Here is an 18,641-nt window from a genome sequence, read left to right on the forward strand (position 1 = left end):
TGTGTTCGCTGCGGGGGTTGCGATGAAGTGTGTGCGGTTTGGCGGCCTGCTGGCGTTGGTGGCGGGTGCCATGCTGTGGGCGGCGCCGGCACTGGCCGACACGCTTTATGTCCATGCCGGCAAGCTGATCGATCCCGAGAAGGGGACTGTGCAGACCGATCGGCTGATCCGGATCGACGATGGCCGCATCACTGCGGTGACGGCTTACGCTCCTCCTCCCGCAGGTGCGGTGCAGATCGACTGGAGCGCGCTGACCGTTCTGCCCGGCTTGATCGACATGCACACGCACTTGTCGGACGCGGAACAATCGAACAACCCCGCCGAACCGCTGCTCCATTCCGAAGCCGATATCGCGTTCCTGGCGGCAAAGCACGCGCGTGATACGCTGGCGGCCGGTTTCACCAGCGTACGCGATGTCGGCACGTTCCGCGCCTTCAGCGACGTTGCGCTGCGCAAGGCGATCGACGCCGGGCTGGTCGAAGGCCCGCGGATGAGCGTGGCGGGCGCCTATTTGACCGTGCCCGGCGGCGGCGGTGAGGTGACGGGCCTGGCCGCCGATGTGCAAGTGCCGGAAATCATGCGGATGGGCGTGGTTTCCGGTTCAGAACAGATGACCGTCAAGGCGCGGATGATGTTCCAGCGCGGCGCCGATTTCCTCAAGCTGATCGCCACCGGAGCAGTGCTGGCCGCGGGCACCGAGCCCGGCGCGCCCGAATTGAGCGAGGCCGAAATGCACGCGGCGGTGCTCGAAGCGGCGCGCAACCGCAGCTATGCCACCGCACACGCGCACGGTGCCGACGGCATCAAGATGGCGATCCGCGCGGGCGTGCGCTCGATCGAACATGCCTCGCTGATCGATGACGAAGGGATCGCGCTCGCCAAGACCAGGGGGGTGTGGCTGGTCATGGACATCTACAATGGCGACTGGATCAACGAAGCCGGCGCGCGCGATGGCTGGCCGGCCGAGATCCTGCGCAAGAACCGCGACACCACTGATGCGCAGCGCGAGGGCTTCCGCAAGGCGGTGAAGGCGGGCGTCAGGCTGGCATTCGGCACCGATGCCGGAGTCTATCCGCACGGGCTGAATGCGCGCCAGTTCAAGTACATGGTCCGCTTCGGCATGACGCCGATGCAGGCGATCCGGTCGGCCACGACCGAGGCTGCCGCGCTGATGGGCAAGTCCGCCGATGTGGGCGCAATTTCACCGGGCCACTTTGCCGACATGATCGCCGTTGCCGGCAACCCGCTGGCCGATATCGGCGTGCTCGAACACGTCGATTATGTGATGAAAGGCGGCAAGGTCGTCAGGTGAAGAACCTGCGCAAAATGCCGATGGCGGCGCCGCTTGGGCTGGAAGGATGAGGCAACCATGAAAAGACTTTGCGCGTTGGCAATGGCGACCCTGCTTCTGACGGGCGCAGCCAAGCCCCAGACGTACGATGTCATCGTGCGCGGCGGCACGATCTACGACGGCACTGGCGGCACCCCCTATCGTGGTGATGTTGCGATCCGTGGTGACCATATCGTCGGCGTCGGCCACGTCTCGGGCACCGCGGCGCGCGTCATCGACGCCAGAGGCCTCGCCGTAGCACCGGGGTTCATCAACATGCTGAGCTGGGCCAACGAATCGCTGATCGCCGATCCGCGCGGGCTGAGCGACACGATGCAGGGTGTCACGCTCGAGGTCATGGGCGAAGGCTGGTCGATGGGGCCGTGGACGCCCGCAATGGCGAAGCTGGAGGAGGCGCGGCAGGGCGACATCAAGTTCAAGGTGCAGTGGTCGACGCTCGCGCAATACCAGGAATGGCTGACCAAGCGCGGCATCGCTCCCAACATCGCCAGCTTCGTCGGGGCGACGACGGTGCGTATCCACGAACTGGGCGAAGGCGATGTCGATCCAAACCCCGAGCAACTCAAGCGGATGCAGGCGCTGGTCCGCGCGGCGATGAACGATGGCGCGATGGGGGTGGGCAGTTCGCTGATCTATGCGCCCGCGACTTACGCCGAAACGCCCGAACTGATCGCGCTGGCCAGTGCCGCGCACCAGTGTGGCGGTATGTATATCAGCCACATGCGCAGCGAGGGCGACAAGCTACTGGAATCGGTCGACGAACTGATCGAGATTTCACGCAAATCGGGGGCGCCCGCCGAAATCTACCATATGAAGCAGGGCGGCAAGAGCGCCTGGGGCAAATACGATGCGATGGTGGCGCGGATCGAGGCGGCGCGCGCATCGGGCCTGCGCATAACCGCCGATATGTACACGTACACCGCCGGTGCAACGGGTCTGGACGCGGCGATGCCGACGTGGGTTCAGGCCGGTGGCACCGAAAAGTGGATCGAACGGCTGAAGGACCCGGCCACGCGTGCGCGGGTGGTGGCCGAAATGAAGGCACCGGGCAATGGCTGGGAAAACCTGCTGTTCAACACCGGCGGCGCAAACAAGGTGATCCTGCTGGCCTTCAAGAACCCGGCCTTGAAGTCGCTCACCGGCAAGACGCTGGCGCAAGTCGCGGCAATGCGCGGCAAGTCGCCCGAAGACACCGCGGTCGATCTGGTCATCGAAGACGGCACGCGCGTGGGCACCGCCTATTTCCTGATGGATGAGGCGAACGTCGCCAAGCAGACCGCGCTGCCGTGGGTGGCGTTCGGGTCGGACGCCGCGAGCCAGGCCCCCGAAGGCGTGTTCCTGAAAGCCAGCGCGCACCCGCGCACTTATGGCAACGTCGCGCGGATGCTCGGCCACTATGTCCGCGAGCAAAAGACCACCACGCTGGCCGATGCGGTGCGTCGGCTGTCCGGGTTTCCGGCAAGCAACCTCGGCATCCGCGATCGCGGTGTGCTGAAGGCCGGCAACTTCGCCGATCTTGCGATCTTCGATCCCGCGACCGTGGGTGACACGGCAACCTTCGACAAGCCCCAGCAATTCGCCACCGGCATGCACCATGTTTTCGTCAACGGCGTGCAGATCCTGCGCAACGGCCAGCCGACGGGCGCAACCCCCGGCCGCGTGGTGCGCGGCCCCGGCTGGAAGCGCTGCACGTCCATTCCACCCTCCTGAGAGAACCGATCGTCCGCCCGAGCGTTATGGCGCCAAGCGCGGCCTCGATCGGCGCCTCGCCCTCGAATTTCCGGAGCTCACTGCACATGGCCGAAACCAAGCCCCCCTTGCTCGCGAGCAAACCCGCGCCTGCGAAAAAGCCCGTGCGCGCTGCGAGCGAGCGCAAGGCCGAAACCAAAGTCAGGCTCGAAATCCGCAATGCGCGGATCGCCGATGTGCGCGGCATCGTTGGCGTCGTGCGCCGGGCCTATGGCGATGGCCAGACTTACACATCGGGGCAGATTTCAGGTCAGATCAACAACTTTTCCGCCGGCTGCTTCGTCGCGGTGCTCGATGGGCAGGTGGTCGGCTATTGTGCCACGTTGCAGATCGCGGGCGAAGTCGCGCTCGGCCCGCACACCTGGGACGAGATCACCGGCAACGGCTTCGGCGCGCGGCACGACCCGACCGGGGACTGGCTCTACGGCTACGAAATGGTGGTCGACCCGGAGGTTCGCGGCGCGCGGATCGGCCGGCGGCTTTACGAGGAACGCCGCGCGCTGGCCGAAGAGCGTGATCTGACCGGGATCGCCTTCGGCGGGCGGATGCCCGGGCTCTCTCGGTTGCGGCGCAAGGCGCCCGATGCGCAGGCCTATCTCGACGAAGTCGTCACCAGCAAGCGCCACGATCCGGTGATCCGCTTCCAACTGGCCAATGGCTTTCAGCCCATCGGACTGCTGCCGGGTTACCTGCCCGACGACGCGGCCTCGCTCGGCTATGCGGCGCATATGGTCTGGCGCAACCCTTACGTCGATCGCGACCAGCCGGTGAAGATGCGCGTGCCGCGCGGGGTCGAAAGCGTGCGGCTGGCGACGTGCCAGTTGCAGGCGCGGGCGGTGAAAAGCTACGAAGAATTCATGCAGAATGTCGAATATTTCGTCGACGTGGCATCGAGCTACGAAGCCGATTTCATCGTGTTTCCCGAGATGTTCACGCTGCAATTGCTGTCGTTCGAACCGCGCGAGCTGTCACCATCCGAAGCGATCGAGGCGCTCAGCCGATATACCCCCAGGATCCGTCAGGCACTGTCGGACCTGGCGATGCGCTTCAACATCAACATCATCGGCGGATCGCACCCGACGCGGATGGAGGACGGCGATATCCACAACGTGGCGATGGTGTGCCTGCGCGACGGATCGATCCATGAACAGGAAAAGATCCACCCGACACCCGACGAACGCTACTGGTGGAACGTCAAGGGCGGCGACAGCATCGACGTGATCCCGACCGACTGCGGCCCGATCGGCGTACTGATCTGCTATGATAGCGAATTTCCCGAACTGGCGCGGCGGTTGGTCGACGAGGGTGCGCGGATCATTTTCACGCCGTTCTGCACCGACAGCCGACAGGGCTATCTTCGGGTGCGCTATTGCTGCCAGGCGCGCGCGATCGAAAACCAGTGCTTCGTGGTAATGAGCGGCAATGTCGGCAACTTGCCCAACGTCCACAACATGGACATCCAGTACGCGCAAAGCTGCATCCTGACGCCGTGCGACTTCCCGTTCGCGCGCGACGGGATTGCTGCCGAGGCCAGCGAAAACGTCGAGACGCTGACGGTATGCGACGTCAACCTGGCAGATCTCGCTTGGGCACGAGCTGAGGGATCGGTGCGCAACCTGGCCGATCGGCGTTTCGACCTTTACCGGATCGAATGGGAGGATCCCAAGAAGCGCCGTCGTTCGTCTTCGGACAACCACCCCGCGCCAATTGGAAAGCCCTTGCCGGCCAGCGGCTGAAAGGCGGACGATGCAGCCAGCATCATCCGCCCGGTAATTGTCAGCCCGGGTTAGTCAGCAGTTGCTTCGCCGCCTTCTTCTTCCTCGAAATTCAGGGCGTTGGCGGCGGTTGCCGAGAGCCGGACCTGGTTGCCCTCGATCCCGGCGATCAGACCTTCGGACAGGTAGTGGTGATGATCGTGCGAACCGCCATCGAGCTTGGTCAGCTTGATGCGCTTGCCTTCGACTTTGTCGACGGTGCCGACGTGCACGCCGTCGGCGCCGATGACTTCCATGTCTTCGGTAATCTGTGTGAAGTCTACCATGCGATTTCTCCTTGCCTGCCCTCAACGCACAGAGCGTGAAAAGGATGCGCAAGAAGAAACAAGGTGGCCCGCCGCGCGAAAGGGTAACGCGCGACGGGCCGGGCTTTCCTCCCCAGGAAAGATCTTGAGGCTAGCGCCCGGCGGCGCTGCCGAGGCGGTGGTAAAGGTTCGAGAACTTGGTGGATTCGGGCGTGTCCTCGATCGCCTTCAGATAATGAAGGACGGCTTCGCGCAGCAGCTTGAAGTCTTCGTTCGACAGGACCGCGCGGGCACGTGCGGGTTCGGGCATGGCAGGTCTCCTATTTGGTTACCGAATTGCGGTGAACCGGGTAAAATTGGCATCCTCTCGCCCGTTGGCCTGTGTTCGGCCGATCGGGGTATCTTAGTGGCTTAGGCCGCAAACTGGTTCATCGTGTTGTGCGCGCCGCCGGCCTTGAGCGCGGCTTCGCCGGCGAAGTATTCCTTGTGATCGTCACCGATGTCGGAACCCGACATGTTCTGGTGCTTCACACAGGCGATGCCCTGGCGGATTTCCTCGCGCTGCACGTTCTTGACGTAGCCCAGCATCGCCGCATCGCCGAAGTATTCGCGCGCCAGGTTGTCGGTGCTGAGTGCCGCCGTATGATACGTCGGCAGCGTGATCAGGTGGTGGAAGATACCCGCCTGTGCCGCCGATTCCTTCTGGAAGGTGCGGATGCGTTCGTCGGCTTCCATCGCCAGATCGGTGGCGTCGTAATCCACGCTCATCAACCGTGCGCGATCGTAAGCTGCAACGTCACGGCCGGCCTCGACCCAGGCATCGTAAACCTGCTGGCGGAAATTGAGCGTCCAGTTGAAGCTGGGCGAGTTGTTGTAGACCAGCTTGGCGTTGGGGATCACCTCGCGGATGCGGTTCACCATGCCCGCAATCTGGCCGATGTGCGGCTTTTCGGTCTCGATCCACAACAGATCGGCGCCATGTTGCAAGCTGGCGATGCTGTCCATGACGCAGCGGTCCTCGCCGGTGCCGGCGCGGAACTGGTAAAGGTTCGATGGCAGGCGCTTGGGACGCATCAGTTTGCCATCGCGGTTGATCAGCACATCGCCGGGGCGAGTCGTCTCGGTGGTCACTTCCTCGCAATCGAGGAAGCTGTTGTAGCGATCGCCCAGGTCGCCCGGTTCGTGAGTAACGGCGATCTGCTTGGTCAGGCCGGCGCCGAGCGAGTCGGTGCGCGCCACGATGATCCCGTCATCGACGCCCAGTTCCATGAAGGCATAGCGGCAGGCGCGGATCTTGGCGATGAAGTCCTCGTGCGGCACCGTCACCTTGCCGTCCTGGTGGCCGCACTGCTTTTCGTCCGAAACCTGGTTTTCGATCTGCAGCGCGCAGGCGCCGGCCATGATCATCTTCTTGGCCAGCAGGTAGGTCGCCTCGGCATTGCCGAACCCTGCATCGATATCGGCGATGATCGGCACGATGTGTGTCTGGTGCTCGTCGATCTGGTGCATCAGGCGATGCGTGTTGACCGCATCGCCACGCTCACGCGCCGCATCGAGATCGCGGAACATCATGCCCAGTTCGCGCTGGTCGGCCTGGCGCAGGAACGTGTAGATTTCGTCGATCAGCGCGGGAACGCTGGTCTTTTCGTGCATCGACTGATCGGGCAGCGGACCGAATTCAGAACGCAACGCGGCGACCATCCAGCCCGACAAGTACAAGTACCTGCGCTTGGTCGACCCGAAGTGCTTCTTGATCGAGATGATCTTCTGCTGCGCGATGAACCCGTGCCAGCAGCCGAGCGACTGCGTGTAGTTGGCCGGATCGATATCATAAGCGGCCATGTCTTCGCGCATGATCTTGGCGGTGTGGCGCGCGATGTCGAGGCCGGTCTGGAAGCGGTTCTGAACGCGCATCCGCGCAACCGAAGCCGCATCGATGCCGGCCCAGTTGGGATTGCGATCGATCGTCTGGCGCGCTTCGGTCGTGGACTGGTAATACGACATCGGCTTGGATTCCCTGAATTGCATTCGCTCTGTACAACTGTGATAACGCAGCGGGGGAGCAATCGGAAAGACCCGCCAAGGTCCGCTTGTCAAGCATGACAACTTTTCCTTGTAAAGATGTGTATTTATGACAACCTGTGGTCATGGCCGAGATTCGCCCCCAACTCCGTCCCCAGGCTCGCCCATTATACCTCGGTCCGCGCTTGCGCCGGATGCGGCGCGAACTGGGCCTGACACAGCAGGCGATGGCCGAAGATCTGGACATATCGGCCAGCTATGTTGCGCTGCTCGAACGCAACCAGCGTCCGATGACGGCCGACCTGCTGCTGCGGTTGGCGCGCAATTACCAGATCGACGTGGCCGAACTGGCGGGCGACGATGCAGAGGATTACGCGCGGCGGTTGGGCGACGTGCTCAAGGACCCGCTGTTCGCCGATATCGACTTGCCCGCGCTCGAAGTCGCGGACCTGGCCACCAGCTTCCCCGGCATAACCGAAGCGGTGCTGCGGCTCCACGCCGCTTATGCGCGCGAGCAACAAGCGTTGGCAGCGCAGCGCGACGATCAGGGCGCCGCGGGCGAAAGCGACCCGGTCAGCGAGGCACGGCGCTTTCTGGCCGAACGTCGGAACCACTTTCCCGCCATCGAAATTCGTGCAGAAGCACTCGCCGCCGAAATTGCCGCCGCCGGGCGCAGCGTCGCCTGGCTCGAACAGCAGGGCACGCGCGTGCGCTATGTTCCGCCCGACGTGATGCTTGGTGCGATCCGCAGATATGATCGCCACAACAACCAGTTGCTGCTCGACGATACATTGCCCGCCTCCGCGCGAAGTTGGCAGGTTGCGCTGCATATCGCCCACACCGCGCTGCGCGAACCGATCACTGCGGTGCTGAGCGGCGAGAAGTTCTCGCAACCCAGCGCGCTCGCTCTCGCCCGCCGTGCGCTGGCCAGCTATGCGGCGGGCGCAATCCGCATGCCGTTCGATCGCTTCGCCAGCGCGTCCGAGGCGCGGGCCTACGACATCGACGCGATCGCCGGGCTGTTTCGGGTCGATTTCGAACAAGTCGCGCACCGGCTGACCACGCTCGCCCCCGCCGGGCGCGGCCACGTGCCGTTCTTCCTGATTGCGGTCGACGCGGCGGGCAACGTCACCAAGCGACTCGACGGCGCGGGCTTCCCCTTCGTCGCGCACGGCGGCGGCTGCCCATTGTGGAGCATCCACGCGGCCTTCCGCGCACCCGGCAGCATCCTGACGCAATGGCTCGAACTGCCCGATCGCCAACGCTTTTTCTCGATCGCGCGGACAGTGTCGGCAGGCGGTGGCGGCTTCAGCCGCCCGGCCCACGTCCGCGGCCTGGCCCTCGCCTGCTCGGCGGATGACGCACCCCGGCTCGCCTATGCAGCAGGCCTTGATCCCCACACCGTCGTAGCCACGCCGATCGGCGTTTCATGCCGGTTGTGCGACCGTGCCGGATGCACCGCCCGCGCCGCGCCGCCGATCGGCCGCGAGGTGCTACCCGACGATTTCCGCCGCACCGCCGCGCCGTTCGCCTTTTCCGAAAGTTGAACTCGGCGCTTGCGGGCAAAGCCGTGCGCCACTATCCGCGCCGCCAAAGGTTGCCCCGGAAAGGCACTTGTCGAGGACGCCGCCGTGGCCACCATCCATCCGCTTGCAGACGTCGATCCCGCACTGATCGAGCAATTGCTCGACATTGCGTTCGAACCCGAACGCCGGCGCCGCACCGCCTACAAGGTGCGCGAAGGCACCGAATGGCTGCCCGCGCTGAGCTTTGCCGCGCTCGACGAAGACAGCCATTTGTGCGGCACGATCCAGTGCTGGCCGGTGGCGCTGACCGATCCTGCGGGGAACCGTCATCCGCTGATCATGGTCGGCCCGGTGGCGGTGCTGCCGCACCTGCAAACCCAGGGCTATGGCACCGCGCTGATGCTCGCCAGCCTGGCTGCGCACAGCCCGGAGGCGCCGCTCCCGCAGATGATGATCGGCGATCCCGAATATTACGGCCGTTTCGGCTTCGACAATTCGTGCACTTCGGGCTGGCGCCTGCCCGGGCCTTACGAACCGCACCGCCTGCTCGCGCGGTGCGAGAACGCCGCCGTGCTCCCCAAGGACGGTATGCTCGGCCCTTGGCGCGGCTAGGCTGATCTGGCAGGGCTTGTGCCATGCCCTATGAGCCACCCCCGGAACTAGCCGGCCTTTCGCTTGCCCAGATAGCCGAGGCGATGGCTGCGCGCCGCTTGCCCGCAGTCGACCAGTGGAACCCGGCCAGCACCGGCGAAAGCAACATGCGCATCGCCGGCAACGGCCAGTGGTTCCACGAGGGCGCGCCCATCACCCGACCGGCGATGGTGCGCGCCTTCGCCAGCCTGCTGATCGCCGATGAAACCGGCCAGCACTGGCTGGCAACCCCGCACGAAAAGCTGGCCATCGCGGTCGACGATGCGGCGTTCATCGCCACCGATCTCGAAGTCCGTGCCGACCCCCAGGGCCGCCCCGTGCTCGCCTTCCGCATCAACACCGATGAATTTGTCATCGCGGGGCCGGACCACCCGATCCGCGCAGCCGGCGATCCCGATACGCCTGCGCTGTACCTAGGCATCCGCCACGGCACCGAGGCGCGGCTCAACCGCAGCACCTATGGCCAGTTGATCGAACACGCGCTGAAGGTTTCGAACGGCGATCTGCTCGTGGTCGAAAGCCTTGGCAGCCGGTTCGTGCTGGCACCTTCGCCGTGACCTTGGCGCTCGAAGCCCGCCTTTCGCGTCTGCTCACGCAAGGCCACGCCAACTCGCAGGCAGTGCTGCGCGGCGATCGCGATTTCGCGCCGCCCGGCACCTTGCGGCAGGCCGCAGTGCTGATCGCAGTGACCGACCGGCGCGATCACGCCGATGGCCCGGGCGTGCTGCTGATTCACCGCCCCTCGAACATGCGCGCACACCCCGGGCAAGCCGCGTTCCCCGGCGGCAAGCTCGATCCCGGCGAAACCCCGCGCGAAGCCGCACTGCGCGAGGCATGGGAAGAACTGGGCATCCGCGAACGCGACGTTACCGTCGTGGGCGAAACCGACCGCTACCAGACCGGAACGGGTTACGACATCACCCCCGTGCTGGCGACAGTGCCTGCAGACTTGCCGATCGATCCAAACCCGACCGAGGTCGCAGCGTGGTTCGAGCCACCGTTCGGGTTCGTACTCGATGCCGCCAACCATGCCGAACTCGCCGGCGACTGGGAGGGGCGCGAGCGGCGTTATCTGGAAATCCTTTGGAACGAACACCGCATCTGGGGCGTAACTGCCGGGATCATCGCCAACCTTGCGCAGCGCATCGCATGGCACGCCGACGCATGACCGCGCAGCTTGCACCCTCTGAATGGACCAGTCGCGCAGACCTTGCCGCGCTGTTTGCCGCGCTCGATCCCGAGGGCAACACCGCGCGCTATGTCGGTGGGGCGGTGCGCGATACGCTGCTGGGCGTGGCGGTGAAGGACATCGACGTAGCCACGCAGCACGAACCCGGCGAAGTCATCGCGCGGCTCAAGGCGGCGAGTATCCGCACCGTGCCGACCGGGATCGCGCATGGCACCATCACCGCGCTGCTCGACGGCGGGCCGGCCGAAATCACCACATTGCGCCGCGACGTCTCCACCGACGGGCGTCGTGCCACGGTAGCGTTCTCACGCCGATGGCAGGATGACGCGGCGCGGCGCGATTTCACGATCAACGCGCTTTATGCCGATCCGCGCAGCCTGGAAATCAGCGACTGGTTCGGCGGGATGGAAGATCTCAACGCCCGCCGCGTGCGCTTCATCGGCGAAGCCAGCGACCGCATCCGCGAGGATTACCTCCGCATCCTGCGCTATTTCCGGTTCCAGGCGCGGTTCGGCGCCCTGCCCGCCGACGCGTCAGCCGAAGCCGCTTGCGCTGAACTGGCGCCGGGCATGAAGGCGCTGTCGCGCGAACGCGTGGGCTGGGAGCTGCAACTGCTGCTCGGCCTGCCCGATCCGGCGCAGACCATCGCGCGAATGGCCGAACTTGGCGTGCTGCGCGAGGTCCTGCCCGAAGTCGCTCCCGATGGCCTGGTTGCGCTGACCACGCTGGTGGCCGAGGAGCAGCGCCAGCAGATCGCGCCGCAAGCGCTGCGCCGGATGGCCGCGCTGCTTCCCACCGATCCGGCGCTGGCGGAACAAGTCGCAGCGCGGTTGCGGCTGTCGATCGCACAACGCAAGCGGCTGGCAAGCGCGGCGGATCGGGATGGCAAGCTTACCGAACCGCGGGCACTGGCGTGGGCAATAGGGCGCGATTCAGCGATCGATCGGCTGCTGCTGACAGGGTGCGACACGAAGCCGCTCGCCGATTGGGAGAGCCCTTACTTCCCGCTCAAGGGCGGCACGATCATGGCGCGCGGAGTCGATGCGGGGCCGGAAATCGCACGGATGCTGCGGCGGATCGAGGCACGTTGGGTCGAAGAAGGCTTTCCCGATGCAAATCGGATCGAGGATTTGCTGACCGACGAACTGGCGCGGCGCAACGCCCTGTAACCCCGAGCCGCTTAACCCCCGCCGCCCTTCCACTGCCGCCGATCTTCGGCAGCACGCAACACCTCGTATGCGACCTGGATCGCCTGGAACTGCTTGGCCGCTTCGGCATCATTCGGCCGCACGTCAGGGTGGACCAGCTTGGCCTTGGAGCGCCATGCGCGGCGCACCGCCTCGAAATCGACGTCCGGGGTCAACCCCAGCACTTCCAATGCACGGATCTCGTCGCGGCTGCGCGAACCATCGCCCGATCCGGCCCAGCCATAGTGCTGCGCCTCGGCATAGCCCGACGATTCCTGCCGCTCAGCCGATTCGCGCGCAGCGGTTTCCTCTTTGTCGAGCCCTTCGAAATAATTCCACCCGGCGTTATATTCGGCCGCGTGCTTTTCGCAGAAATACCAGCGATCTGGGCTGTTGGGCGATTTGGGCGCGGGACACTTGCCCGAATCGCTGCAACCGGCCCGATCGCACATCCGCACTTGCGCGGCCTCGCGGCTGCTGCCGTACGGGCGCCAGCGGGGAAAGCCCCAATCATCGTTGCGGCCCTGGCGCGCCATCAGGCGGGGACCACAAAAGCAGGACGATCAGGAGCGCTCAGACACATAGCGTCAGCGATTGCGCCAGAACGTGCGGCTTGGAAAGCCCAAACCCGCACGGCACACGAATTTCGCGGCTACTGGCCAGACCTACTGGGCAAGCCTACTGAATAGTGACCGTCACCGCGCGGCGGTTCTTCGCCCAGCTTCCCTCGTCCGAGCCCATCGCCACCGGCCGTTCCTTGCCATAGCTGACCGTGGTGATGCGCGAGGCATCGACGCCGTGCGCCGCAAGGTACGATTTGGCCGCATTGGCGCGGCGTTCGCCCAGCGCAAGGTTGTAATCGCGGGTGCCGCGTTCGTCGCAATGGCCCTCGATCGTCACGCGCTTGCCCGGGTACTTCGACAGCCACGCGACCTGGCTCATCAGCACTTGCTGGTCCTGGGCCAGCACGTCGTACTTGTCGGTATCGAAGTGGATCGTGTCCGACATGACCGAGGCGACAAAATCGGCCTGGCTGCCCGGCACCGGTGCGCCGGGCTGGCCGGTGTCCTCGTTCGATGCCGATGGCCCCTGCTGCGGCGGTGGCGGCAGTTGCTTGGGGGCCTTGGCGCCGCAACCGGCAAGCGCGAGCGCGATGCCCGAAGCGGTGAGGGTGGCGATCAGACGGTTCATTGCGGTCTCCTTCGCGGGAATCAAAGTGCGCCAGCCAAGCCGGCGAATCAAGCTAACAACGCGTCAGGGCAGAACCGGCCCCCATGCGGGGTCCGATGCGTCGAGCGGGGTGGGCAGCTGGCGCAGGTTGCGCCCGGTCAGGTCCACCTGCCACAGCGAGGCCTTGCCGCTGCCGCGTGCGGTGCGGAAGAACTGGATGACGCGGCCGTTGGGCGCCCAGGTCGGCGCTTCGTCCTGCCAGTCGTCGGTCAACATGCGCACGTCGCCGCCGCTGGGGCTCATCACCGCGACGCGGAAATCGCCCTGGATCGCGGTGAACGCGATCTGGTCGCCGCGCGGGCTCCATTCGGGGGTGGCGGCGCGGCCGCCGAAGAAGCTGATGCGCTTCTGGCCAGATCCGTCGGCGTTCATCACATAGACCTGCTGCGCGCCAGACCGATCGCTTTCGAACACGATCTTCGATCCATCGGGCGAGTAGCTGCCGCCGATGTTAATGCCGGGCGTGTCGGTCAACTGGGCCGAAGGCCCACCCTCGGCCGAAACGCGGTAGATCTGCGTATTGCCCGCGGTTGCCATCGAATAGAGCACCGTACGCCCATCGGGCGACCAGCGCGGCGCGAACGTGGGATTGCGGCTGCTGGTGACCAGCCGCTGCTTGCCGGTGGCCAGATCGTAAACATAGATACGCGGGTTGCCATCGAGATAGCTCAGGTACAGCAACTGCTTGTAATCGGGCGAAAACCTTGGCGTCAGCGCGATCGACTGGCCGCTAGTGAGGAAGCGGTGGTTGGCGCCATCCGAATCCATGATCGCCAGTTGCTTGCGACGGTGGTCCTTGGGCCCGGTCTCGGCGATATAGGCCACCCGGCTGTCGAAGAACGGGCTTTCGCCCGACAGCCGCGCATAAGCCATGTCGGCGCATTTGTGCGCGGCGCGGCGCCATTCGCCGGCGGCGAGCACCCAGCCCTTGCGCACCAGTTCCTTGCCCAGCGAGACGTCGTAGAGATAGCAACCGACCGTGAGTTGGCCGCCCTCCCCGGCCTTCACGAAGCCCTGCAATAGCATCTCAGCATTGCGCGCGCGCCAGGCATCGAATGCGGGCGCGGGCACTTCGCCGAAGCTGACGGCAGGCAGAGCGTCGGGTCCGGTCGGCTTGAACAGCCCGTTGTTGCGCAGATCGGAGTCGATGACGCTGGCAATCTGCCGGCCTAGCGCGGTGGTGGTGCCCCCGGCAGCGGGCGTAGGCGCCTCACGGTCCGTGGCGAAAGCGGGGATTGCAATGCCCAGATCGCGCCACTTGCTGCGATCGGTGACCGAGCCGGTGAGGCCGCCATCATCGGCAGGCGCGATCGCGTCGGATGCGGGCGGTGCAGCGGGCATCGCAGGCTGCACCGTTTGGGACAGCGCTGGACCAGCCACAGCAAGTGCCGCCAGCGAAACGAAAAAGCGCACGATCATTCGGACAAGTTCCTGTCGAAACGGAAGCCGGCCACGCGCTTCCACGCGGCGTAATACTGGGCGGGCAATTTGAACGGCGCGGCCAGCCGCACCGCGCGGACCGCCATTTCGGCGTGGCGCGCGGCCTGGGTGCGGTTGGCGTCGGTGATCCCCGACTGGCTGACCACGCGCGGCGCGCCGGCGAGGGTGCCGTCGGCGTTGAGGTCCCACGCCAGCACGGTCACCAGATTTTCAGCATCGACACCTTGCGGCGCGGTCCAGTGCGGCTGCAACTGGTCGGCAATCGCGCCCGCCAGCGAGGCCTTGATCGCCGGTCCGATCGCGGCGGCAGGCGGCGTTTTTGCGGCGCCCTTGCTGTCGCTGCCGGGAATGCCCTTGAGAAAGTCGCTGCCAACCATCGAAGCTCCTACGGGCGCATCGGGCCGGCGGCGCGGGCGATCGTCACCGGGGGTGGCGAAGTGCGCGACGGGCTTCTGGGCCGGCTTGGCCTGCGGCGCGGGCTTGGCGGCAGGTGCCGGTTTGGCTGGCGCAAGCTTGGCTGGCACGGGCTTGGCCCGCGCTGTCCGCTTGATCGGGGGCGCGGGTTTGACCGGCTGGATCGCGCGCTTCACCGGGGCCGGTGCAGGTCTCACAACCAGTACGGGCTTGGGCACCGGAACTGGCTCAGGCGCGGGCTCGATCAGCGGGGCCGGCTTGACGATCGGCATCGGCACGGGCGCGGGTTCGCCCTTGGTCAGCGCGATGTCGGGCGCGGGCATCGCTGCGGGTTCGGGCGAAGTCGATGTGGGCGCAACCTCGGACGATATCGTCACCTGCATCCGCGGCGGGATCGGCGGCGGTGGCGCGGTCTTGCCGAACAGTGAGAGTGCGGCAAACAGCGCCGCGTGCGCCGCCACCACGATTACCAGTGCGGGCACATCCTCGCGGAAAAATCCGGTCCGCATCGGGTCTGCCAAAGCCCTTGGGGGTGCTGCCGAAGCCATTGTACCGGGCTATGGCGCTTTGGCTGAACCCGAGGTGACCAGCGAAATATGCGTTACCCCGGCCGCGTTCAGCTCGCCCATCACCGCCATGACCCGACCGTAATCGAGCGCTTTATCCGCCCGCAGTGTGACCAGCGGGGCCTTGTCACCCTTCACCAGCCCGGCCAGCCGATCGGGCAGTTCGCCCGGCGCCAGCTTGTCCGAATCGAGAAATATCTGCCCCTCGGGATCGATGCTGACGGTCACCTGGTCGGGCTGCTGGTCCAGCGGCTTGGCACGGCTGTCGGGCAAGTCGATCGGCACGGCCGAGACCAGCAGCGGCGCGGTGACCATGAAAATGATCAGCAACACCAGCATAACGTCGACCAGCGGGGTGACGTTGATTTCGGCCATCGGCGGGCGCCCGCCCCGGCCGCGGCCGCGCCGACCGCCTGCCGTGCTTCCGGGACCGGTCATCGCCATATCAGGCTTCCATCTCGCGGCTGAGCGTGGCGTGGAAGCGGTCGGCAAAGCGGAACAGCCGGCTTTCGAAGCGGTTCACGCGGTGCGACAGGCGGTTGTAGGCGATCACCGCGGGAATGGCCGCGAACAGCCCGATGGCGGTGGCGAACAGCGCCTCGGCAATCCCCGGCGCGACCACGGCAAGCGAGGAATTCTGCTGCTGGCCGATGCGGAAGAAGCTGTCCATGATGCCCCACACGGTGCCGAACAGACCCACGAACGGCGCGACCGAACCGACCGTGGCGAGCAGGTTGAGCCGGCCGGACATCCGTTCCGCCTCATCGGCCACCGCACCGTCCATCGCGCCCGCCAGCCGCGCGCGGGTGCCATCGCGGTCGATCGCCTTGCCCCCGGTCGAGCGGCGCCATTCGGCGATGCCGGTCTGCGCCACGCGCGCCGAGGGGATATCCTTCTTGCGCTGTTCGGCCTGGAACGCATCGACATCTTTGGCCGCCCAGAACTCGGCCTCATAGGCCTTGCAGCGACGTTCGGCGCTTCCCAGCTTCCACCACACCGCCACGGTGATCGTCCACACCGCGATGCTGGCGAGCAACAGTCCGCCGATCACCACTTGCACCACCACATCGGCATCGAGGAACAGCCGGACCGGATCGAGCCGGGTCGGCAGGGCCGTGATCGCAGAAGCAAGGAGGGCAAGAACGGTCATGCGAGACTTTCGGTTGCGGGGATCAAAACAGTGTTGAAAGCAGCGACCCATTCGCGCTTCTGACGTCGCGGGCGGCCGGTGGGGGCGACGAAGGCGGCGCGGACTTGCGCTTCGGCGAGCTTTACGGAACCCAACCAAGCGGTCTGGCGGAGGCGGCAAGTGGCGGCGGTGACCTCGACGGCTTCGCTTGTAATCACTACCGCATCATCCAGCTTCGCCGGGCGCAAGTAGCGGATCGACAAGTCGGTCACCGCATAAGCCCCCTCACCCGCATCGTTCGCGGCGCGCTGGTCGATGCCGAGCAGCCGCAACATGTCGGAGCGAGCGCGTTCGAACCAGCGCAAGTAGTTGGCATGATAGACCACGCCCGAAAGATCGGTGTCCTCGAAGTAAACCCGCACCGCAAACAGGTGCCGGGGCCCGTCGAAACGGCCCGATTGGGGGGCGAAATCGTGCATGGATGGCGGGTTCTAGCCGGTGCGACTCGGCGGCGCAAATGCTGGTTAACGCCGCATCGCGGATCAGCGTCGCTTCACCGCGCCAGCATCGGCCCCATCGGTCTTCCGCCGAACACATGCACGTGCAGATGCGGCACTTCCTGGTGGCTCTGGGTGCCGGTGTTGGCGAGCAGCCGGTATCCGGGTTCGACCAGCCCCTGCTCGCGCGCGACATGGCCGACGGCGCGGACAAATCCGGCGATTTCGGCGTCGCTGGCCTTGGCGGAAAAGTCGTCCCAACTCACATACGCGCCCTTGGGGATCACCAGGATATGCAGCGGCGCTTGCGGGTTGATGTCGTGGAACGCGAGCGCGAAGTCGTCCTCGTACACCGTCTTGTTCGGGATTTCGCCGCGCAGGATTTTGGCGAAGATGTTTTGATCATCATAGGGTTGGGTTGCATCGACGGCCATCGCGGGTCTCCTCAATCCTCTGTTCTGGATGCCTTTTCGGCGATGCCCGAGGTGCCTTCGCGGCGTTCGAGTTCGGCCAGCACAGTGTCGAATGCCACGCCCTTGGCACCGAGCAAGACCATCAGGTGGAACATGAGGTCGGCTGCCTCACCGACCAGTTCGGCCTCGCTTTCGGTAAGTGCGGCGATGACGGTTTCGACCGCTTCCTCGCCCAGCTTCTGCGCGATCTTGCCGAGGCCCTTGGCGTGGAGTTTGGCGACGTAGCTGGCTTGCGGATCAGCCTTGGCGCGCTCCGCAATCGTAGCTTCCAGCCGGGCGAGAATGCTTGCATGATCCATCGCTTCAGCCTCTTGCCGGCAGGCCGGCGGCGCGCAAGGCGGCGTGGGCCTGGGCGATCGAATACGTGCCGTAGTGGAATATCGAGGCGGCCAGCACCGCGCTGGCGTGGCCCTTGGTGACGCCTTCGACCATGTGATCGAGCGTGCCCACACCGCCGCTCGCCACCACCGGCACCGACACTGCATCGGCAATGCAACGCGTCAGATCGAGGTCGTAACCGGCTTGCGTGCCGTCGCCGTCCATCGAGGTGACGAGCAATTCGCCTGCGCCGAGGTCCGCCAAACGGACGGCGTGTTCGAGCGCGTCGATCCCCGTTGCCGTGCGGCCGCCGTGAGTGAAAATTTCCCAGCGGCCAACCTCGACCCGCCGCGCATCGACCGATCCGACGATACATTGGCTGCCGAAGCGCGCGGCGATCTCGGCCACGACTTCGGGCCGCGACACCGCCGCCGAATTGACCGCGACCTTGTCCGCCCCGGCCAGCAGGAGCGCGCGCGCGTCCTCGGCCGAGCGGACGCCGCCGCCCACGGTCAGCGGCATAAAGCACACTTCGGCGGTGCGCCGCACCACGTCGAGCAGCGTGCCGCGGCCCTCATGGCTGGCGGAAATATCGAGAAAACACAATTCGTCGGCGCCCGCCGCATCGTAGGCGCGCGCCTGCTCGACCGGATCGCCGGCGTCCTTGAGATCGACGAAGTTCACGCCCTTGACCACGCGCCCATCGCGCACATCGAGGCAGGGGATGACGCGGATGCGGACGGTCATCGAGTCACCAGGATATTCGTTACGGCAACCAGTAGGATTGCTGTAGCTAACGCTTGTCCCGTCGTTACAGCCCAGAAAACTGCGGGACGCGTTTGCCGGTCAAAACTGATTGGCGCTGCACTTGGCCGCCAG

The 18,641-nt window shown here is 65.6% G+C and carries 21 protein-coding genes; 8 read left to right on the forward strand and 13 right to left on the reverse strand.

Translation table 11 applies throughout. The features are described 5' to 3' along the window. The first annotated feature begins 22 nt into the window (after window positions 1–22). The 3 genes from Q0R16_RS16925 to Q0R16_RS16935 all read left to right on the forward strand — a co-directional run bounded on the left by Q0R16_RS16925 (window position 23) and on the right by Q0R16_RS16935 (window position 4,836). The gene (locus Q0R16_RS16925; protein ID WP_295638851.1) at window positions 23–1,312 is read left to right on the forward strand and encodes an amidohydrolase family protein; all 1,290 of its coding nucleotides are present in this window, start codon (window positions 23–25) and stop codon (window positions 1,310–1,312) included. A gap of 81 nt (window positions 1,313–1,393) precedes the next feature. Then, window positions 1,394–3,061 carry a D-aminoacylase gene (locus Q0R16_RS16930; protein ID WP_295638854.1) on the forward strand — a complete coding sequence of 556 codons (1,668 nt, stop codon included), beginning with the start codon at window positions 1,394–1,396 and terminating at the stop codon, window positions 3,059–3,061. A gap of 143 nt (window positions 3,062–3,204) precedes the next feature. Then, the gene (locus tag Q0R16_RS16935) at window positions 3,205–4,836 is read left to right on the forward strand and encodes a bifunctional GNAT family N-acetyltransferase/carbon-nitrogen hydrolase family protein (protein ID WP_295638856.1); all 1,632 of its coding nucleotides are present in this window, start codon (window positions 3,205–3,207) and stop codon (window positions 4,834–4,836) included. A 50-nt stretch (window positions 4,837–4,886) separates the two neighbouring features. Here the strand turns inward: Q0R16_RS16935 and Q0R16_RS16940 are convergent, their stop codons facing one another. The 3 genes from Q0R16_RS16940 to Q0R16_RS16950 form a co-directional block, all read right to left on the reverse strand. Next, complete coding sequence (locus Q0R16_RS16940; RefSeq protein WP_295638859.1) at window positions 4,887–5,141, reverse strand: DUF2171 domain-containing protein; 255 nt, start codon at window positions 5,139–5,141, stop codon at window positions 4,887–4,889. A 130-nt stretch (window positions 5,142–5,271) separates the two neighbouring features. Continuing rightward, window positions 5,272–5,430 (reverse strand): hypothetical protein, encoded by a 159-nt coding sequence (locus Q0R16_RS16945; protein ID WP_295638861.1) that lies wholly within the window; start codon window positions 5,428–5,430, stop codon window positions 5,272–5,274. Window positions 5,431–5,531: 101 nt separating this feature from the next. Then, entirely contained in the window at window positions 5,532–7,124 is a 1,593-nt protein-coding gene (locus tag Q0R16_RS16950; protein ID WP_295638963.1) for an isocitrate lyase, read from the reverse strand. 143 nt (window positions 7,125–7,267) lie between these two features. Here Q0R16_RS16950 and Q0R16_RS16955 point away from each other — a divergent pair, with 143 nt between their 5' ends. The 5 genes from Q0R16_RS16955 (at window position 7,268) to Q0R16_RS16975 (ending at window position 11,677) form a co-directional block, all read left to right on the forward strand. After that, a complete protein-coding gene (locus Q0R16_RS16955) occupies window positions 7,268–8,689 on the forward strand; it encodes a short-chain fatty acyl-CoA regulator family protein (RefSeq protein WP_295638864.1) in 1,422 nt (473 codons plus the stop codon). Between the two features lie 84 nt (window positions 8,690–8,773). Next, window positions 8,774–9,280 (forward strand): N-acetyltransferase, encoded by a 507-nt coding sequence (locus tag Q0R16_RS16960; RefSeq protein WP_295638867.1) that lies wholly within the window; start codon window positions 8,774–8,776, stop codon window positions 9,278–9,280. A gap of 23 nt (window positions 9,281–9,303) precedes the next feature. After that, window positions 9,304–9,876, forward strand: coding sequence for a DUF1285 domain-containing protein (locus Q0R16_RS16965; protein WP_295638870.1), 573 nt, complete (start codon window positions 9,304–9,306; stop codon window positions 9,874–9,876). Then, entirely contained in the window at window positions 9,873–10,487 is a 615-nt protein-coding gene (locus Q0R16_RS16970; protein ID WP_295638873.1) for a CoA pyrophosphatase, read from the forward strand. Before Q0R16_RS16965 ends, Q0R16_RS16970 begins: the two co-directional genes overlap by 4 nt. Further along, window positions 10,484–11,677 (forward strand): CCA tRNA nucleotidyltransferase, encoded by a 1,194-nt coding sequence (locus tag Q0R16_RS16975; RefSeq protein WP_295638876.1) that lies wholly within the window; start codon window positions 10,484–10,486, stop codon window positions 11,675–11,677. Before Q0R16_RS16970 ends, Q0R16_RS16975 begins: the two co-directional genes overlap by 4 nt. Before the next feature lie 11 nt (window positions 11,678–11,688). Here the strand turns inward: Q0R16_RS16975 and Q0R16_RS16980 are convergent, their stop codons facing one another. From Q0R16_RS16980 to hisF, 10 genes are all read right to left on the reverse strand, one after another. Next, window positions 11,689–12,231 carry a J domain-containing protein gene (locus Q0R16_RS16980; RefSeq protein WP_295638879.1) on the reverse strand — a complete coding sequence of 181 codons (543 nt, stop codon included), beginning with the start codon at window positions 12,229–12,231 and terminating at the stop codon, window positions 11,689–11,691. A gap of 142 nt (window positions 12,232–12,373) precedes the next feature. Continuing rightward, window positions 12,374–12,886, reverse strand: coding sequence for a peptidoglycan-associated lipoprotein Pal (gene pal / locus Q0R16_RS16985; protein ID WP_295638883.1), 513 nt, complete (start codon window positions 12,884–12,886; stop codon window positions 12,374–12,376). Between the two features lie 63 nt (window positions 12,887–12,949). Then, on the reverse strand, window positions 12,950–14,344 hold the full coding sequence (tolB, locus tag Q0R16_RS16990; protein ID WP_295638886.1) for a Tol-Pal system beta propeller repeat protein TolB: 1,395 nt from the start codon (window positions 14,342–14,344) through the stop codon (window positions 12,950–12,952). Beyond that, window positions 14,341–15,288 carry a hypothetical protein gene (locus Q0R16_RS16995; RefSeq protein ID WP_295638889.1) on the reverse strand — a complete coding sequence of 316 codons (948 nt, stop codon included), beginning with the start codon at window positions 15,286–15,288 and terminating at the stop codon, window positions 14,341–14,343. Before Q0R16_RS16995 ends, tolB begins: the two co-directional genes overlap by 4 nt. A gap of 48 nt (window positions 15,289–15,336) precedes the next feature. Continuing rightward, window positions 15,337–15,789: a biopolymer transporter ExbD gene (locus tag Q0R16_RS17000; RefSeq protein ID WP_295638891.1), complete on the reverse strand. Its 453-nt coding sequence runs from the start codon at window positions 15,787–15,789 to the stop codon at window positions 15,337–15,339. Between the two features lies 1 nt (window position 15,790). Further along, window positions 15,791–16,495 (reverse strand): protein TolQ, encoded by a 705-nt coding sequence (gene tolQ / locus Q0R16_RS17005; RefSeq protein WP_295638894.1) that lies wholly within the window; start codon window positions 16,493–16,495, stop codon window positions 15,791–15,793. Next, window positions 16,492–16,953, reverse strand: coding sequence for a YbgC/FadM family acyl-CoA thioesterase (locus Q0R16_RS17010; RefSeq protein ID WP_295638897.1), 462 nt, complete (start codon window positions 16,951–16,953; stop codon window positions 16,492–16,494). Before Q0R16_RS17010 ends, tolQ begins: the two co-directional genes overlap by 4 nt. A gap of 74 nt (window positions 16,954–17,027) precedes the next feature. Further along, window positions 17,028–17,405 carry a histidine triad nucleotide-binding protein gene (locus Q0R16_RS17015; RefSeq protein WP_295638899.1) on the reverse strand — a complete coding sequence of 126 codons (378 nt, stop codon included), beginning with the start codon at window positions 17,403–17,405 and terminating at the stop codon, window positions 17,028–17,030. Window positions 17,406–17,416: 11 nt separating this feature from the next. Next, window positions 17,417–17,743 carry a phosphoribosyl-ATP diphosphatase gene (locus tag Q0R16_RS17020; RefSeq protein ID WP_295638902.1) on the reverse strand — a complete coding sequence of 109 codons (327 nt, stop codon included), beginning with the start codon at window positions 17,741–17,743 and terminating at the stop codon, window positions 17,417–17,419. A 4-nt stretch (window positions 17,744–17,747) separates the two neighbouring features. Beyond that, window positions 17,748–18,509: an imidazole glycerol phosphate synthase subunit HisF gene (gene hisF, locus Q0R16_RS17025; RefSeq protein ID WP_295638905.1), complete on the reverse strand. Its 762-nt coding sequence runs from the start codon at window positions 18,507–18,509 to the stop codon at window positions 17,748–17,750. Between the last annotated feature and the right edge of the window lie 132 nt (window positions 18,510–18,641).

Origin of the sequence: Novosphingobium sp. (assembly GCF_025351285.1) — a bacterium.
GTDB lineage: Bacteria > Pseudomonadota > Alphaproteobacteria > Sphingomonadales > Sphingomonadaceae > Novosphingobium.

Excerpts from the sequence above, each read along its gene's own strand:
- Q0R16_RS16925 (WP_295638851.1), top strand. The coding sequence starts at position 23 with ATGAAGTGTGTGCGGTTTGGCGGCCTGCTGGCGTTGGTGGCGGGTGCC.
- Q0R16_RS16930 (WP_295638854.1), top strand. The coding sequence starts at position 1,394 with ATGGCGACCCTGCTTCTGACGGGCGCAGCCAAGCCCCAGACGTACGAT.
- Q0R16_RS16940 (WP_295638859.1), bottom strand. The coding sequence starts at position 5,141 with ATGGTAGACTTCACACAGATTACCGAAGACATGGAAGTCATCGGCGCC.
- Q0R16_RS16945 (WP_295638861.1), bottom strand. The coding sequence starts at position 5,430 with ATGCCCGAACCCGCACGTGCCCGCGCGGTCCTGTCGAACGAAGACTTC.
- Q0R16_RS16950 (WP_295638963.1), bottom strand. The coding sequence starts at position 7,124 with ATGTCGTATTACCAGTCCACGACCGAAGCGCGCCAGACGATCGATCGC.
- Q0R16_RS16955 (WP_295638864.1), top strand. The coding sequence starts at position 7,268 with ATGGCCGAGATTCGCCCCCAACTCCGTCCCCAGGCTCGCCCATTATAC.
- Q0R16_RS16965 (WP_295638870.1), top strand. The coding sequence starts at position 9,304 with ATGCCCTATGAGCCACCCCCGGAACTAGCCGGCCTTTCGCTTGCCCAG.
- Q0R16_RS16975 (WP_295638876.1), top strand. The coding sequence starts at position 10,484 with ATGACCGCGCAGCTTGCACCCTCTGAATGGACCAGTCGCGCAGACCTT.
- Q0R16_RS16980 (WP_295638879.1), bottom strand. The coding sequence starts at position 12,231 with ATGGCGCGCCAGGGCCGCAACGATGATTGGGGCTTTCCCCGCTGGCGC.
- pal (WP_295638883.1), bottom strand. The coding sequence starts at position 12,886 with ATGAACCGTCTGATCGCCACCCTCACCGCTTCGGGCATCGCGCTCGCG.
- tolB (WP_295638886.1), bottom strand. The coding sequence starts at position 14,344 with ATGATCGTGCGCTTTTTCGTTTCGCTGGCGGCACTTGCTGTGGCTGGT.
- Q0R16_RS16995 (WP_295638889.1), bottom strand. The coding sequence starts at position 15,288 with ATGCGGACCGGATTTTTCCGCGAGGATGTGCCCGCACTGGTAATCGTG.
- Q0R16_RS17000 (WP_295638891.1), bottom strand. The coding sequence starts at position 15,789 with ATGGCGATGACCGGTCCCGGAAGCACGGCAGGCGGTCGGCGCGGCCGC.
- tolQ (WP_295638894.1), bottom strand. The coding sequence starts at position 16,495 with ATGACCGTTCTTGCCCTCCTTGCTTCTGCGATCACGGCCCTGCCGACC.
- Q0R16_RS17010 (WP_295638897.1), bottom strand. The coding sequence starts at position 16,953 with ATGCACGATTTCGCCCCCCAATCGGGCCGTTTCGACGGGCCCCGGCAC.
- Q0R16_RS17015 (WP_295638899.1), bottom strand. The coding sequence starts at position 17,405 with ATGGCCGTCGATGCAACCCAACCCTATGATGATCAAAACATCTTCGCC.
- Q0R16_RS17020 (WP_295638902.1), bottom strand. The coding sequence starts at position 17,743 with ATGGATCATGCAAGCATTCTCGCCCGGCTGGAAGCTACGATTGCGGAG.
- hisF (WP_295638905.1), bottom strand. The coding sequence starts at position 18,509 with ATGACCGTCCGCATCCGCGTCATCCCCTGCCTCGATGTGCGCGATGGG.